The 14,781-nt window shown below is 70.1% G+C and carries 13 protein-coding genes and 2 pseudogenes; 6 read left to right on the top strand and 9 right to left on the bottom strand.

The features are described from left to right. Positions 1–928 precede the first annotated feature (928 nt). The 4 genes and pseudogenes from KWI83_RS23955 to KWI83_RS23940 form a co-directional block, all read right to left on the bottom strand. Positions 929–2,464: a SpoIIE family protein phosphatase gene (locus tag KWI83_RS23955; RefSeq protein WP_218516446.1), complete on the bottom strand. Its 1,536-nt coding sequence runs from the start codon at positions 2,462–2,464 to the stop codon at positions 929–931. 838 nt (positions 2,465–3,302) lie between these two features. Then, a pseudogene (locus KWI83_RS23950) lies at positions 3,303–4,223 on the bottom strand (LysR family transcriptional regulator); the annotation flags it as partial. Positions 4,224–4,459: 236 nt separating this feature from the next. Next, a complete protein-coding gene (locus KWI83_RS23945; protein WP_218516445.1) occupies positions 4,460–5,257 on the bottom strand; it encodes a VOC family protein in 798 nt (265 codons plus the stop codon). Further along, positions 5,254–5,490: a hypothetical protein gene (locus KWI83_RS23940; RefSeq protein ID WP_218516444.1), complete on the bottom strand. Its 237-nt coding sequence runs from the start codon at positions 5,488–5,490 to the stop codon at positions 5,254–5,256. Before KWI83_RS23940 ends, KWI83_RS23945 begins: the two co-directional genes overlap by 4 nt. 324 nt (positions 5,491–5,814) lie before the next feature. On the opposite strand from KWI83_RS23940, the gene KWI83_RS23935 reads away from it, so the two are divergent. Together KWI83_RS23935 and KWI83_RS23930 are read left to right on the top strand one after the other, a co-directional pair. After that, positions 5,815–5,988 (top strand): hypothetical protein, encoded by a 174-nt coding sequence (locus KWI83_RS23935; protein ID WP_218516443.1) that lies wholly within the window; start codon positions 5,815–5,817, stop codon positions 5,986–5,988. Between the two features lie 743 nt (positions 5,989–6,731). After that, positions 6,732–7,097: a hypothetical protein gene (locus KWI83_RS23930; protein ID WP_218516442.1), complete on the top strand. Its 366-nt coding sequence runs from the start codon at positions 6,732–6,734 to the stop codon at positions 7,095–7,097. Here the strand turns inward: KWI83_RS23930 and KWI83_RS40375 are convergent. After that, positions 6,989–7,402 (bottom strand): 4'-phosphopantetheinyl transferase superfamily protein, encoded by a 414-nt coding sequence (locus KWI83_RS40375; RefSeq protein ID WP_374106363.1) that lies wholly within the window; start codon positions 7,400–7,402, stop codon positions 6,989–6,991. The genes KWI83_RS23930 and KWI83_RS40375 overlap by 109 nt on opposite strands. An 18-nt stretch (positions 7,403–7,420) precedes the next feature. Between KWI83_RS40375 and KWI83_RS38980 the strand changes: the two are divergent. From KWI83_RS38980 to KWI83_RS40045, 4 genes and pseudogenes are all read left to right on the top strand, one after another. Next, positions 7,421–7,522: pseudogene (locus tag KWI83_RS38980) on the top strand (IS5/IS1182 family transposase); the annotation flags it as partial. Between the two features lie 211 nt (positions 7,523–7,733). Further along, positions 7,734–8,282: a DUF1062 domain-containing protein gene (locus tag KWI83_RS23920; protein ID WP_218516440.1), complete on the top strand. Its 549-nt coding sequence runs from the start codon at positions 7,734–7,736 to the stop codon at positions 8,280–8,282. Between the two features lie 503 nt (positions 8,283–8,785). Then, a complete protein-coding gene (locus KWI83_RS23915) occupies positions 8,786–9,343 on the top strand; it encodes a hypothetical protein (RefSeq protein ID WP_218516439.1) in 558 nt (185 codons plus the stop codon). A 295-nt stretch (positions 9,344–9,638) separates the two neighbouring features. Next, on the top strand, positions 9,639–9,818 hold the full coding sequence (locus tag KWI83_RS40045) for a hypothetical protein (RefSeq protein ID WP_308122145.1): 180 nt from the start codon (positions 9,639–9,641) through the stop codon (positions 9,816–9,818). A gap of 208 nt (positions 9,819–10,026) precedes the next feature. On the opposite strand, the gene KWI83_RS23905 is transcribed toward KWI83_RS40045, so the two are convergent. From KWI83_RS23905 to KWI83_RS23890, 4 genes are all read right to left on the bottom strand, one after another. After that, a complete protein-coding gene (locus tag KWI83_RS23905; protein ID WP_218516438.1) occupies positions 10,027–11,487 on the bottom strand; it encodes a glycoside hydrolase family 32 protein in 1,461 nt (486 codons plus the stop codon). 82 nt (positions 11,488–11,569) lie between these two features. Further along, positions 11,570–12,442: a carbohydrate ABC transporter permease gene (locus KWI83_RS23900; RefSeq protein WP_218516437.1), complete on the bottom strand. Its 873-nt coding sequence runs from the start codon at positions 12,440–12,442 to the stop codon at positions 11,570–11,572. A gap of 2 nt (positions 12,443–12,444) precedes the next feature. Then, positions 12,445–13,371, bottom strand: a complete 927-nt coding sequence (locus tag KWI83_RS23895; RefSeq protein ID WP_256362728.1) for a carbohydrate ABC transporter permease — start codon at positions 13,369–13,371, stop codon at positions 12,445–12,447. 87 nt (positions 13,372–13,458) lie between these two features. Next, positions 13,459–14,718 carry a sugar ABC transporter substrate-binding protein gene (locus KWI83_RS23890; protein ID WP_256362727.1) on the bottom strand — a complete coding sequence of 420 codons (1,260 nt, stop codon included), beginning with the start codon at positions 14,716–14,718 and terminating at the stop codon, positions 13,459–13,461. Positions 14,719–14,781 lie beyond the last annotated feature (63 nt).

The following is a 14,781-nucleotide window of genomic DNA, read 5'->3' as shown; positions in this document are numbered from 1 at the left end:
ACGGCGCCGGCCTCGGCCGGTCGGCGGTTCGAGCCGGAGGGCGACGACGCGGCCCGCGCCGCCCACTTCGCGGACGTGACGTCGCCGCGGGTGGCCGACCCGAGCGCCACGAACGCGCGACGGCCAGGCGGCGCCGCCCGTGGCACCCCTCGGTCATGGACCGCGCTGGTCACCGCGTCGATGGCCGCCGTCGCCGGGGCGTCGCTGAACCGCCCGCGCAGAAGAAGGTTGAGCCGTCCTGTCCCCCTGGAGACGTCGGCCTTCCTCACGGTCGGGCCCACCGCCGTCAACCGGCGGCCTCCGTCGGGGTTTCCACGTTCCGCGCGCAAATGCCGCCGGGTTGGACGCCCTCCATGCCCCGGGGCGACGGTGTCCTCCCGAGCGGCGTGAATCATCCGCCCGGCGCCTGCCGCATCGCAGCGGCCCCGCCCTGCACCCCGCTCCGGCATCCCACCTGCGGGGCTTTCTCTCACCAGGCGTCATCGAGGGTTCACTGGTGTTCGCCCGTCCGGCCTTCTCCCCACTCCCACATGCTGCGCACCACCGGCTCCCCCCAGCGCCCGGCTCTGGCTGGTCAGAATGGAGCGGACGCGGGGAGGCCAACACGGCGCCATGGCGAGGTGTGGCGTACCAGCCGATGCAGCGGCGGACCTCGTACCGGCGAGGCCGCATTCGTTCCTCGCGGCCTGGAGGCACCCTCGATCGCCCAGCGTGCGCCGGCGACGCGGACCAGCGCGGTGACCGTCGTGCCGACCGGGGCGTGGGCCGGGTAATGGGCGATCTCGTCAGGTCGGGTCAGGCTGCGGCGGGCCAGGACCCAGCGGTGACGGGTGGGATCGTTGCCGTATAGGTCGGCGATGGCAGGCAGCCGGGCCGCGGCCCCGTCGTAGACTCGCGGGCCTTTCGAACCGGGCAAGACGGCCCAGTGTCAACAACGCTCGTCATCAATCCCCCCAGTGAGCGCCTCGTCCGCTGGGCTGTGACCGGCCCGGGCGATGAGCAGGGCTACGTCGTCATGGTCTCCTTCATCACGCAGGGTGTGCAGAAGCAGGTCGCAGGTGGCGTCCAGCGATCGGTCCGGGTCGTCGAGGATGTCGAGGAGCGCGTCCAGGCGTGCGTCGATCGGCAGGTCGCGGGTCTCGACGAGGCCGTCGGTGTAGAGGACGAGCTGGTTCCCCGGCCGGAAGGCGAAGGAGGTGGTGTCGAAGGAGATGCCGCAGCCGCCCAGGGGCGCGCCGGTGGGCAGGTCGAGGAGTTCGCGTGTGCCGTCCGGGTGGAGAAGGACGGGCGGCAGGTGCCCGGCAACGGAGATGTGGCACTGCGCTGTGCAGGGGTCGAAGACGGCATAGACGCAGGTCGCGATGGTGTCGAGGCCGTCTGTGATGTGGTCGAGGTGGTGCAGGACCTGGGCGGGGGCCAGATCGAGGTCGGCCAGGGTTCTCGTAGCGGTGCGCAGCTGTCCCATGGTGGCTGCGGCTGCGACGCCGCTGCCCATGACATCGCCGACGACGAGGGCGGTCTTGTCGCCGGTGAGAGGGATGACGTCGTACCAGTCGCCGCCGATCTCGATGGTGGCTTGTGCCGGGCGGTAGCGGTGGGCGACATCGAGACCAGGTCGTCGTGGAGGGGGGTGGGGCAGCAGACTGCGCTGGAGGGTCAGGGCGGCGCGGCGTTGTTCTTCCACGGCGCGGTGCCGGTCGGTGACGTCGACGCTGGAGGTGGCCACTCCCAGCACTCTCCCGTTGGGGGCTTCGAGTCGGTAGAACGAGATCGACCAGGCATGGTCGTTGTCCGGGTCGGCCGCCGTACGGCCGACGGTGTACTGGTCCAGGATCGGGGTCCCGGTGGCCAGGACTTCGCGCATGGCTGCTTCGAAGGACTCGTCGAGGAAGGGCAGCACCTCGTGGACGTGGCGGCCGATGTGCTCGGCGGCCGGTACGCCGTTCATCCGTTCCTCCGCGGGATTGACGGAGATGTACCGGAGATCGGTGTCCAGCATGCCCAGACCGATCGGTGACTGGGACACCAGCTGGGCGGACAGGGCCAGGTTCCGCTCCACCTGCCGCAGGGTTGCCTGATCCGTGGCCAGCCCCAATGCCCAGTACTCGCGCTGGTCGTCCTGCAGCCGCATGTTGCGGAACTCCACCAGGCGCGTGCTGCCGTCCTTGTGCCGGATGGGGAAGACCCCTGCCCAGCTCTTGCCCTCCCGCATGACCTGGGCGAACAGCTCCAGGACCGTGTCGAGGTGCTCCTTGTCGATCAGCAGGTGGCCCGCGTACTGGCCCAGGGCCTCCTCGGCGGTGTAGCCGAAGAGGATCTCGGCCTGCGGGCTCCAGAGATCGATCCTGCCCTCTGCGTCGAGGAGGACGGCGGCCACGTTCAGAACATCGAGCAGCCCACCCGGCATGGACGGAACCACGTCCGCCGTGCCGGGGTCACCCCGGAAGGGCTCTGCCGCACCCATACCCCAGGCTCCTTCCGGCCTCGATCGGGCTGCCGTCTGCCGGACCGGACCCTGTGCCGGCGTCCGTGCCTCGGCCACTCCATCGTCCCCCTCCGCTGCCCGCGCGTGCACGCCAACCGCTGGGCGAAGAGCACCCTCCAGCGGGCGTGCACCCTGCCGAGGACGCCGCCGTGCTCGCGGACCGGTAGCGGGGTTCGGTCGTCGTAGGCGTTGGCGGCGGCCAAGCGCAGGATCTCGTCGGCGCCGCCGTCGGCCGAGGTGATCTCGGCTGCCGGGACCTCCCCCGAAGCACGCCGAACAGCCGCGCAACGGCCGTGCCCACGACCTTGCCGCCCGTGCTGCCCGGTTGTCGCCCTGTGGCTGCCTCGATCGCGCAGCCGGTGATCTACGGTGTTCGTGCGTCTCAACAACGTCTGACTTGCCCGAATGCGCTACCTCGGCGAATCCCTGGGAGTCGCCGCGCTTCGGAGTGGCCGGTCGATCGAGCACTTCCTGGGCGCGGCCGCGACACCGGAAGATCCCGGCATCCGGCGGGCCGAGCTGCGGCCACGGCCAAAGGCTTCGCCCTGGTGGTTCACATGGCCCAGCACATCGGTGGCGAGAACTTCTACGACCTGGTCGACTTCCCGTCCTTCGGGCGCGAGGACGGGGGGAAGGGTAAAAAGGCCGCCGGTTCGCCGTCGTCGACGAGGCCCTGGCGGCCCGTGCCATCAGGGCCGAGGAGAAGATCGGCGCAGGCCGTGGCCGGTGGGCCAATCAGGGGATGGCCGGTGACGAGTACCAGGACCACGTCGACCGTCCGTCGATCCGGCCACGATGATCGAGGACCCGGAGGCGTTCAGCGCGGAGTCCCCCAGCCCGGCGTCCAGGTCCCGGCCTCGTTGTGGCCGGCCGCTGTGGCGGCGAGGTGGGCCCGGAGGGTGGTCAGCTCGGGGTGGGGGTTGTCGCGGTGCCAGAGGAGCGAGTGCGGGTAGACGGGCGTCGGGTCGGTCACCGGGATGCGGCGCAGGCCGTGCCCGGCGGGCCAGACGAGGCGGGTCTGCTCGCCCATGAAGGTGGCCAGGGCCGGGTTGTCGGCGACGGTGTCGAGGAGTACGTCCGAGCCGAAGTTGGGGCCCGTTGTCTCGATGGTGAGGCCGAACTCGGCGATGAGGTCGTCGTAGTAGGCGGCCCACTCGATCCCGTGGACGATGCCGGGCATCCAGATCCGGTGCCCGAGGAGCTGAGCGACGGTCACCGACCGGGTGCCCGCCAGCGCGTGGGCGGGGCCGGTGAGGAGCTGGAGCGGCTCGTCGAGCACCCGTACGGACTCGATGTCCTCCGGTAGGGGGCGGCCGGGCACGGCGACGGCGCGGAAGGACGCGTCGATCGCACCGGACCGGATGGCGGCGACGGCCGTCTCGATGTCGAACAGCATCACCACGTCGAGCTCGATCTCGGGGTGCGCGCGGTGGAAGCCGCGCATCAGGCCCGTCGCTGCGCCGCGCGAGGCGATCACGTCGACGCGCAGCGGACGGCGGCCGGTGCGCACGGACGCGACCGCGCGCTCGGCGACGCGCAGCAGCTCGCGCGCGTGGGGCAGGAACGCCTGCCCGTCGATGGTGAGCTCGGCACCGCGCGGGGTGCGGGTGAACAGCCGCACGCCGCGTTTCCGCTCCAGCGCGGCGATGCGCTTGGAGACGGCCTGCTGGGTGACCGCCGGCTCTGCGGCGGCCTCCTGGAACTGCCCCGCGTCGGCGGCGACGACGAAGGACCGGACGTGATCGTGCTGCGCCGCCCTTCTTCGGAGCGTTCACCCCTGCGCGTGCGGCTCGGAGATGTGCGCTGAAGTGCGGAGAAGGACGATGACCAGATAGGCGGACACCGCCGACGCGACCGTGGCCGGGGTCAACGGGACCGCCCGGCGTCCGAAGCGTTCGAGGGGTCCGCGACTGCGCGCGTCAGCAGGCGCCCACCCCCCACACGGCGCAACGCGGCGTCGAGGCCCGCGGGGGGTCAGCGCCCGGTCGGGGTGAGCACCACGAAGTCCGCGTTGGCCGGGTCGACGCAGACGGCCAGTCGGCCGACGCCCTCGGCGTCCTCCGGTCCCATCTGCACGCTGCCGCCGTTCCCGGTGACCTCGGCGACCGCGGCGTCGCAGTCGGTGACGTGGAAGACCGGGTGCCAGTACGGCCGCCCGTTCGCCAGCGCGAGGTTCTCCGCGGGGAGCTCCATGATGCCGCCCTGCATGCGCTCCTCGGGAAGTCCGGCGGGGGTGATGAGGGTGTACGCGCCCCCGCCGCCCGGCAGTTCCATGTCGCTGAACTGCCAGCCGAAGACACCGCCGTAGAACTCCTTCGCGCCCGCCGCGTCGGTCGTGTACAGCTCGGTCCAGGACAGCGAGCCCGGCTCGTCCGCGAGCTCGAAGCCCGTGTTCTTCCCCGGCTGCCAGACGGCGAACTGGCCCCCCAGCGGGTCGCTGTACTGTGCCATCCGGCCCCAGTCGTCGAGGTCGCTCGGCGCCACCCGCACCGTGCCGCCCGCGCGCTCCACGGCCTGGGTCGTGGCGTCCGCGTCGGTGACGGCGTAGTAGATCATCCAGGCCGAGCGCGCGCCCTCCTCGGTGAGCTTGCCGAGCCCGGCGACGGTCTTGCCGTCCTTCCGGAACATCCCGCCTTCCATGTCCTCCCCCTCCCCCATGGACTCGTACTCCCAGCCGAGCACCGCGCCGTAGAAGGCCGCGGCGGCCCGGACGTCGGGGGCACCGAGGTCGAGCCAACAGGGGGAACCGGGGGTGGGGTCGGTGGTGATCACGGCAATTCCCTTTCGCTGTCGCGGGTCCGGCGTGAGACCAGCGTGACACCCGGCACCGACAATCGCGCGTCGGCCGCCTCGCGGCGCGGCGTCCGGTGCGGCTTGCGGGAGGCGAGCCGGTCACAGGTGACGGCGAGGGAGACAGCGGCATCGGGCAGAGAGCCGGCGAAGCGCTGCCCCCGGTTCCTGGTGAGAGCCGCGTGCAGCGGGCCGCCCTGGTGGCGGACGGCCACAGTGACCCCGTCGAGGGCATTGTGCGCGCTACGCAGCGCACTTGCCCGGCTCCCGTATGGCGGTCCTCGCCGCGCCCGAGACGTGACCGACCTGCTCACGGACGAGCCCGCGCTGGGCGTGGCCGCCGTCAACGGACCGCGGCACGTGGTGCTGTCCGGTGATCTGGACGCACTGGCCCGAGTGCGTGCGGCCCCGACGGCACGCCGGGTGAGAACCCGCCCGTTGCAGGTCTCCCACGCCTTCCACTCGCCCCTGATGGAACCCGTCGTCGCCGAGTTCGCCGCCATGGCCGATACGGTGTCCCACGCGGCGCCGGCATCCCCATGCTGTCGACCGTGCTCGGCCGCCCGGCGGACGCCACCGCCATCGGCCCCGCCTACTGGGCCCGGCACGTCACCGCCCCCGTCCTCTTCGCCGACGCCGTACAAGCCGCGTTCGCGTGGGAACCGACGCACCTGGTGGAGATCGGGCCCGCCCGGTGCTCACGTCGCTCGTGAACGTCCTGGAGCCGCCGGCCGGCCTGCGCCGACTCGCCGTGTGCCCCGGCGAGAGGCGACGACCCGCCATCTGCTCGACGTGGTGGCCGCCCTGCACCGGGCCGGGACGGAACCGCGCGCCGAGGAGCCGGCCGGCACCGAGGAACGGGCGACACCGCACCGGCTCGCGCCATACGGGTTCTCGCGAACGCGACGCTTCGCCACCGCGGTCGCCGCCGCGGCGCCGTCCGTCCCCCTGTTCCCGGGCGCCTCCGCGGACGCCGCCACGAACCACGTTCCATCGAGTGGTTCGGGCTCGCGGACCGCGACGACGGCCGGCCGGCGGCGCAGGAGGACTACAAGGCCATCGAGGAGAACGTCCCACGACTCACTGAGGAGATCCTGTGCGAGCTGGCCGATGACCTGGGGTGGGACCTCAACGCGGTCGACTACCTGCTGCCGCCCCAAACGTCGGGCCGGATGACCCGGCTCATCGTGGAACGTATCGGGGTACCGGCCCGGGAGATCAGCTGTGTCGACACGGCCGGAAACAACGGCACTGGGCTTCCGTGGTATGAAGCCGAGTGCCGAGCAGGTTCCGCAACCGGATCCGGAGCACGACGGCTCCGGCGCCGCGGCGGACGACGCACTCGTCACGGCGCCCGCCAAGAACTGACGTACGACATGGCGCGCACCCGGTTCGCTTCACCGCAACCGGGTGCGCGCCCCATTGCTGGTCGCGCTGTTCGAAAGGATCCCTCACGATGCGCATCGTCGCGGCGGTCGTCTCCGCCCTGCTCATCCTCGAGTTCTCGCTCGCCGCGCTCACCTGGACGCCCGCGCTGTCGGTCGCGGTGGACCGGTTCTCCTCGCTGACGAGGATCTCGCCGGCTCCCGGCCTGATGTTCCTCATCGGCATGCTCGATCTGATCGGTGTGATAGGCGTGGTGGCGGGATTCTGGAAGCCGCTGCCCGCCGTGCTGGCCGGCTGCTGGTTCGCGTTGCTGTGCGGATGGATCCTCTACCGGCAGACCATCCACGGTGACCGGGGATCGTCGCTCGTCCCGTACACGCTCTTCTCCAGCGCCGCGGTGATCCTGGTCGTCACCCGGCTGGCCGAGCGGGCCTGAAGGGCGCCGGGACGCCGAGCGGCGCCGCGAAGAGCGTCGCCGCTTCCCGGTCGACGAGTTCCACGGCGCCCGCGGCCGGTTCCCGCCCGCGCCCCGTGTCGGCCAGCCGCGCTGACCGCGTGGTCGCCGTCCGGGCCGTCGGCCGAGGACACGGAAGTGGTCAGGAAGGACCAGGCCGAACTCGCGGAAGGAGAAGCGCAACCCTGTCCGAGCGCCTTGGTGTAGGCCTCCTTGAGGGACCAGAGGCGGACCAGACGGGCGTTGCGCTCCTCGTACGGCAGGCGCCGCAGCGCCGCCCGTTCCACCGGGGTGCAGATCTCCCGCTCAAGAACTTCCGGGCCGTGGCCACGCGGTACGACAAGCGGGCCTACGTCTTCCACGGCACCGCCACCGTCGCCGCCATCTGGCTCCGGCTTCGTCCATGACCCACCGGACAGAACCTGACGGTGAGGCGCTCGAAAACCAGTGGAACAGCGCCGCTGTGCGCCATTACCGTGCTGCCGAACCAAGTCGTCTGGTCAAGGACGTGCCGTTGTACACCCTGTGAGACCTCCCGAGCGCTGATTCGTCGCGCGTCGCGCATGTGCGCCGCGCTCCTTTCTGCTGCGGACCTCTCACTGAAACCGGTGTACTTCTGTGCTCGAAAACTGGGTGGTCGTGCCCACCTGCCTCCCGCTCATTCGACGCCGTTGCCACGCGTGCGCGTCCGAGCGCTTCCGGGCAAGCGGTAAATTCCGCGTCAACGCACACCACAAGCTCATCGACGCCTGGCTCCTCGCGCTCTGTACCGCTTGCGGGGAAACTGCAAAGCTCACGGTCCTGGAGCGGATGAATGTGCGCTCCGTACGACCTGAACTGCTGGACCGGCTGCATGACAACGACCCCGGCCTGGCGGCTGAGTTGCTCCAGGATCCGGTCGTGCGGCGCCGCAGTCGCATCGCCCTCGACTGGGACAGCGCCTGGCGTCTCGACACCGGCGGATCGGATCACCTGGACCGCGAGGTGATCGACGTCTCGGTCCGCTTTGCGGCGCGGATCCCTGTCCGGCCGGTGCGACTGATCGCTGAAGGTTGCGGTCTTTCGCGGGCCGAGGTCGAGAGACTGATCACGGAGGGGAAGCTCGTGTCGGTGGTCCGGCTGAGCGGCAAGCTCTCCGGCGACTTCACCTTCACGCTCAAGCGCTGAGCAACGTCCCGTCCAGCGGGCCGCCGACCAGTTCGGCGTAGCGCTGTCCCGGCATCAGGCAGAGTTGAGGCTGCCAGTAGTCCGCGGGGGCGACGGTTCGGCGGTCCACGAGGTCTGGTCAGCCATGAAGCACCAAAGTCCGATGCGGGTGGAGGCCGTTCAGCGGGCATACCTCGGCGCCACTGCAACAGGCGGGCAGCCCGGGAGACTTAGGGGTCCTTGCACTATGCCCGCCCGGGTCGCGCGGCCTGGCACCGCACCTCGCAAGGCGCCGGAGCTACCTGGGCGCTCCGGCGCCTTGCGAGGCACGGCACCAGACCACGCGACCTGATCGGACGCTCATAGTGCAAGGACCCCTTAGCGTCAAGACATCCACACGACAGGCCGAGGTGCGCCTTTTGCACGCTTTCGGGCGACGGGGAAAGCATTCTTCGCCTCATGGCGGCTGGATGAACACGGACGATGACTGGGCCGTTATCCGGCGATCCAAGGGAGAGACGTCCATGACGAAGACGACCATCCTCCGCCTCCTCGGCCCCGCCCTGCTGGCGGCCCTCACCGCCATGGTGTCCACCCCGGCGGTCGCGGCCCCAGCCGTGCCCGTCCCCACCGGCCAAGACGTCTTCATCGACCACACCCAGACCGGGGAACACATCACCCCCAACGGCTTCGCCCAAGAGCCGACGGCGTACGTGGACATCTGGGAGGACCACAACGGCGTCATCTACGACACCGAAAAGTGGATCTACCAGGCCGTCGATGGCAGCACCGACACGTTCCTCATCAAGAATGCGGGCGGCAACAACATCTGCCTTCAGCCCGCGAGCGTGGAGAGCCGCCAGCTCATCTCCACCAAGAGGTGCTCATCCGCCAACAAGCAGCAGTGGTGGCACCTGTACGCCACCGACACCGGGATCGAGCGAGGCTTCACCCTGCGCCCCTACAACGACACCTCCCTGGCCGTCACCCCCCACAGCGTCCCCAGCCGCAACGACCACTACCTCGTCCTCTCGCCCGTCGGCGACTACCTCAACCAGGTCTTCCGCAACCGTCCGGCCTGAACCGCGCGTAAGCCCACGTGACCCGGACAGGCGCTGAGCCAGACGCGCAAGCGCCTGATCCAGCCCCGCCCACTGCCACGGGGGAGGCGAATGAGCTGCGCTCCTGCACCGCCCCGGGCAGCCCATATGGGGTCCACCGACGGGCGGTGCCCTCGTCCCCGGGGGCGTGGATGGTGTGCGCCAGGGACGAGGGAGACGAGGACGCTAGCGGGAGTGGGGCGGGCCGGCCTCACCGGCGCTTCCACTCCCGCCGCGCCCTCCACGCGCGACGCACGGGCGCCGCACGCGGGTCTTCGTGCGCCTCGACCTGGGCATCGTGAACATCGCCACCACCAGCGACGGCGAGATCATGGCTGGGCGTGAACTCAATCGCATCCGGGTGCGGGAACGGAAGCTGCGCGGCAAACTCGGATCGCGAAGCATGTGGTGGCCGAGGCTGAACGCACCGGTCGCGGGATCGCCCTGGAAGAGCTGACGGGGATCCGCGAGCGGGTACGGCTTCGCAAGCCCCAACGGGCCACCCACTCCAGCTGGGCCTGCGCCGAGTGCGGGCACATCGACAGAGCGAACCGGGTCTCCCGGGCCTGGTTCGCATGCCGGTCCTGCGGATTCGTTGTGGGCCCAGTCCATGGCCCCTGCCCCACCACCGCGCCGGCGGGGCGGGGCTGGACGCAAGCGCAGCATCACCACCGGCGATGCCTGTTGTGCAAGCCCGAGAGTTCCAGTCCCGGGTAGTTGACGTTCCATGCCTCGACGGTGAAGTCACTGCGGCCGGTGCCTGTCGTGCGGGCTTGCAGCCGCCACGGTCCGTCGGCGACCGGATAGAACCTGAGGGTGAGGACCTGGCCGTCGGCGAGATAGACCTCGGCGATCGAACGGTCCACGATCAAGCGCAGCTCGACAGGGGCGCCGGGGGTCGTTGCGGCGGGGCATGGGGCGGTGTACGCGCCTGCTCGTGCCCGTGCGTCCAGTGATGCGTGGCCGCGGTCGACGGTGAGGTGGCCGCCCGAGGGGTCGAGGCTGATGTCGAGGTACTCGGTGCCGTCCGCCGAGGTGACCAGGCGCAGGCTGCTCATACCCGTGGGGTCGGGAGTAAGGACAGCTGTGACGTCGAAGGTGCGGCTGACCTCGCCCAGCTCGGCCGCTGCGGACTGCGTGACGTGTCCGGTGCGGTGCAGTACCCGTTCGCCGCGCAGGGCGAGCAGCTCGCGGGCGGGGCGTTGGACGACCGTGCCGTCGGCGGTGAGGGTCACCTCGCGGGGGAGGGTGAGGACGCCCGCCCAGCCTGCTTCATGCGCCCAGGCGTCGTCGCGGGCCTCCCAGGCCCAGCCCCACAGCAGCCAGCGGTCTTCCCCGGGGGCCTTCAGCAGGGCGGGGGCGTAGAAGTCGGGACCGTGGTCCAGTGGTACCGGGGGTGCGGTCGCCGTGAAGCGGCCGTCCTGCTCGCGGCCGGTGTGGACGGTCGTGTGGCTGGGGCCGCCCTGTGGCGTCCAGTCGCTGACGATCAGGACGCTCCGGTCGCCGAAGGTCGCGTACTGGGGACACTCCCAGCCGACCGGGCCAGTGCCGGGCGCGGGTCCGCTCGTGGCGAAGGGGCCGCGGTACTCCCAGTGCTCCAGGTCGTCGGACTCGTACAGCAGCGCCGCGCCGCGCCCGTCGGCGAGGGCGGAGCCGACCAGCATTCGCCAGCGGCCTTCCTGCCGCCAGACGTAGGGGTCCCGGTACATGGTGGTGTCGGCGGGCGGCTCCGGGATGAGCAGCTCGGGCCGCTTCTGCCATGTGCGCCCGTTGTCGCGCGACTCGGCCGTGGTGACCGGCTGCCACCAACGGTCGTCACGGTGGGCGGAGTAGAAGGCCACGAGCCGGCCGTCGGCGGAGACGGCGTTGCCCGAATAGCAGCCGTCGGCGTCGTGGCCGCCCGGCGTGGGGGCGAGGGCCACCGGGAGGGGTTCCCAGGTGATCAGGTCGGGGCTGCGGAAGTGGCCCCAGTGCATGTTCGCGTGCTGCGGGCCGTACGGGTTGTACTGGAAGAACACGTGGTAGTGGCCGTCGTGGAAGACCAGCCCGTTGGGATCGTTGATCCAGTTGCGCGGCGGCCGCAGATGTACGGCGGGCAGGTGGGGGTGGGCAGGCGACGTGGACACACGGGGCCTTTCTCGGGGTGCGCGAAGCACACAGGGGTCAGACGAGACGAGAAGGGGGTGGCGGAGCGGTGGGCGCGCGGAGTCAGCCCTTGACGCCGGTCGAGGCGATGCTGTTGACGAACGACCGCTGGAACGCCACGAACAGGGCGAGGATCGGCACGGTGATCATCGACGAGTACGCCATGATCTGGCCCCAGCCCACGTTCAGTTGGAAGAAGTAGGAGATGCCCACCATCACGGGCCGCAGCTCCTCGCTCTGCACGACCATCAACGGCCAGAGGTACGAGTTCCAGGCGGGCAGGAACGTCAGGATGGCGACGGTGGCGACCGCCGGGCCGGACAGCGGCATGACGATGCGGCGGTAGATGGTGAACCAGCTCGCCCCGTCCATGACCGCCGCCTCGTCGATCTCCTTGGGGATGCTCTGGAAGTACTGGTGGAAGAAGAAGACCGAGAAGGCGTTCGCGACGAACGGCAGGATCTGCACCTGGTAGGTGTCCATCCATCCGGTGGTGAACTCCAGGTGGAAGCCGTTGACGCGGAGCAGCGGCAGCTGGTTGATCCACCACACCAGCGGCACGGCGAAGGTCTCGAACGGCACGATGAGGGTGGCGATGACGGCGGTCAGGACGGCCTTGCGGCCGGGCATCCGCATCCGGGACAGGGCGAAGGCGGCCATGCTGTTGACGATGATGCCGAGCACCACGGTGATGGAGGAGATCAGCACGGAGTTCAGCAGGAACTGCGCCGCCGGGACCCGCTCGAACACCCCGGTGTAGTTGTCCAGCGACAGGGCGCCCACCGGCAGGAAGGCCCGCAGAGAGCCCAGGTCGCCGAAGATCTGGTCGTCCGTCTTGAACGACGAGACCAGCATGAACACGAGTGGGAGCGCGAAGACCAGGGCCAGGACGACACGGCCGGCGTGACCCCCGAGATGCTTCAAGAAGGAGGGCATGATCAGTCCTTCTCCCGGGTCAGGAAACGCTGGACGAGGGACACGGTCAGTACGAGCACGAAGAAGACCAGCGAGATGGCCGCCGCGTACGCGGTCTGCTGCTGCTCGTAGCCGGTGCGCACGGCCTGGTAGACGACGGTGGTGGTGGAGTCGAGGGGGCCGCCCTCGGTCATCACGTTGATCTGGGTGAAGAGGCCGAACGCCTGGATGGTGATGGTGACCAGTACGAACGTGCGGGTGGCGCGCAGTCCGGGCCAGGTGACGTGACGGAAGCGGTGCCAGCGGGTGGCTCCGTCCAGGTCGGCGGCCTCGTACAGCTCGGCGGGGATGGTCTGCAGCCCGGCCAGCCAGATGATCATGTGGAAGCCGACGCCCTGCCACACCGACATCAGGATGATGGCGGGCATGGCGGTGGCCGGGTCACCCAGCCAGTCCCGGCCCTCGACATGGCCGAGGGTGAGCGCCGAGATGACGTGGTTGACCAGGCCGTCCTGCCGGTAGAGGAAGGTCCACAGCAGGGACACCACGACCATCGAGGTGACGACCGGCAGGAAGTAGACGGTGCGGACGAAGTTGACGCCCCGCACCTTCGCGTTCACCAGCAGCGCCAGCACCAGGGCGAGCCCGGCCTGCAGCGGGACGACGACGGCGGTGAAGTACACCGTGTTGCGCAGGGACTTGAAGAAGACCGGGTCCTCGAAGAGCCGGGTGAAGTTCCGCAGGCCCACGAAGCGGGCCGGGGTGGGCGAGACGAGGCGCGCGTCGGTGAAGGCCAGGGCAAAGGTGAGGACGAGCGGTACGACGACGAAGACGATCAGCAGCACCACGGCCGGGGTGGCCATGCCGAGGGCGGTGAGGCTCTCACGGCGGCGGGCGCTGGTCCTTCGGGTCCGCCGCACCGGACGCAGCCGGGCGAGGGCTGCGGTCATGGTGGTCACGGTAGCTCCAGGGGGGTGCCGGTCCGGTTCGGGTGCGCGGGGACGGCGCGGTCGGGGCCCGAACCGGACCGGGGCGGGTCAGCCGGCGTAGTGGTTGTTCGACTTCAGGTCGTTGTCGATGTCCTTCGCGGCCTGGCCCAGAGCGTCCTTGGGGTCGGCCCCGGCCAGGATGTCCTGGGTCGCCTTCTGGAACTCGGTGGAGATGTAGGGGTAGGCCGGGGTGACCGGGCGCACTTGCGCGAACTCGCGCGCGAACTGGACGAACACGTTGAACTTCCCGCCCGGCTGGTAGTCGGCGACCTGCTTCGCGGCGGCGTCGGTGGCCGGGATGGTGCTGGTGGCCTTGGCGTAGTCGACGAAGTACTTGGTCTGGCGGGAGAACTTCAGCCACGCCTGGGCGCCGGCCTTGTTGGAGCAGGTGGAGCTCATGGCCCACTGCCAGGAGGCACCGCCGATCTTGGGGCCGTTGCCGAAGTCGACCGGCGGGATGATCGCCAGGTCGTCGCCGAGCTTCTCGGCGTTCTTGGCCGCGTTCCAGCTGCCGTCCCACTGGATGGCGCTCTTGCCGGCCAGGAAGTCCTTGTTGGGGTCGGCCCCGGACTTCTTCGACAGATAGCCCTTCTTCACCAGCGAGCCGAACCAGGTGGCCCACTCCACGGCCTTCTCGCCGTCCAGGGCGCCCGAGGCGGTCTTGTAGCCGTCACGGTTGATCAGGTCGCCGCCGAAGCTCTGCAGCTGCGGGGAGTACGCGTACGGGTACCACTCGCCGAGGCTCCCCGTCCCCATCTCCAGCGGGTACTCGAACTTCCCGCCCTTCTTCAGCTTGGCCAGCGCGGCGTCGAACTCGGCCTTCGTCCACGGCTTGTCGATGGTCGGGATGCGGATGTCGTACTCGTTCAGCACCGACTTGCGGGCGAAGAAGGTGAGGGAGACGTCGTAGAAGCCGAACGCGTACACCTTGTCCTTGTAGCGGCCGACGGTGCTGGGCAGCTGGTCGTCCAGCGGGACCTCGCTGCCGGAGACGTCGATCGGGGAAAGATAGCCGCCCCAGGCCCAGTTCGGCACGTTGGGGCCGTCCACGTCGAGCAGGCAGGGCAGCTTGCGGGCCGAGGCCGCGGCCACGACCGAGTTGTTGTAGTCGTTCTGCGGGAACGCCTGGAGCTCGACCTTGTACGTGCTCTGGGAGCCGTTGAAGTCCTTGATGATCTTCTTGACGACGTCGAGCTCGGCCGAGTTGCCGGCGTTGTGCGTCCACAGGGTGAGCGTGTCGCCGCCGGCTCCGGACGTACTGCCGCCGCTTCCGGTCGCGCATCCGGCGACCAGCGCGGTCGCCGCCATGACGGCTACACTCGCACCAGCGAGGCGCCTGGTTCTGAACACCACGAGGGTTCCTCCATCTCA

The organism is Streptomyces sp. TRM70350, from assembly GCF_019219825.1.
In the GTDB taxonomy this organism is placed as follows: Bacteria; Actinomycetota; Actinomycetes; order Streptomycetales; family Streptomycetaceae; genus Streptomyces.
This window is presented reverse-complemented; position numbering and strand designations above follow the sequence as displayed.

What these genes read in the sequence shown, in the direction of transcription:
- KWI83_RS23955 (WP_218516446.1), bottom strand. Translation starts at nt 2,464, where the DNA reads ATGGGTGCGGCAGAGCCCTTCCGGGGTGACCCCGGCACGGCGGACGTG.
- KWI83_RS23915 (WP_218516439.1), top strand. Translation starts at nt 8,786, where the DNA reads ATGACGAAGACGACCATCCTCCGCCTCCTCGGCCCCGCCCTGCTGGCG.
- KWI83_RS23930 (WP_218516442.1), top strand. Translation starts at nt 6,732, where the DNA reads ATGCGCATCGTCGCGGCGGTCGTCTCCGCCCTGCTCATCCTCGAGTTC.
- KWI83_RS23895 (WP_256362728.1), bottom strand. Translation starts at nt 13,371, where the DNA reads ATGACCGCAGCCCTCGCCCGGCTGCGTCCGGTGCGGCGGACCCGAAGG.
- KWI83_RS23890 (WP_256362727.1), bottom strand. Translation starts at nt 14,718, where the DNA reads ATGGCGGCGACCGCGCTGGTCGCCGGATGCGCGACCGGAAGCGGCGGC.
- KWI83_RS23900 (WP_218516437.1), bottom strand. Translation starts at nt 12,442, where the DNA reads ATGCCCTCCTTCTTGAAGCATCTCGGGGGTCACGCCGGCCGTGTCGTC.
- KWI83_RS23935 (WP_218516443.1), top strand. Translation starts at nt 5,815, where the DNA reads ATGCTGTCGACCGTGCTCGGCCGCCCGGCGGACGCCACCGCCATCGGC.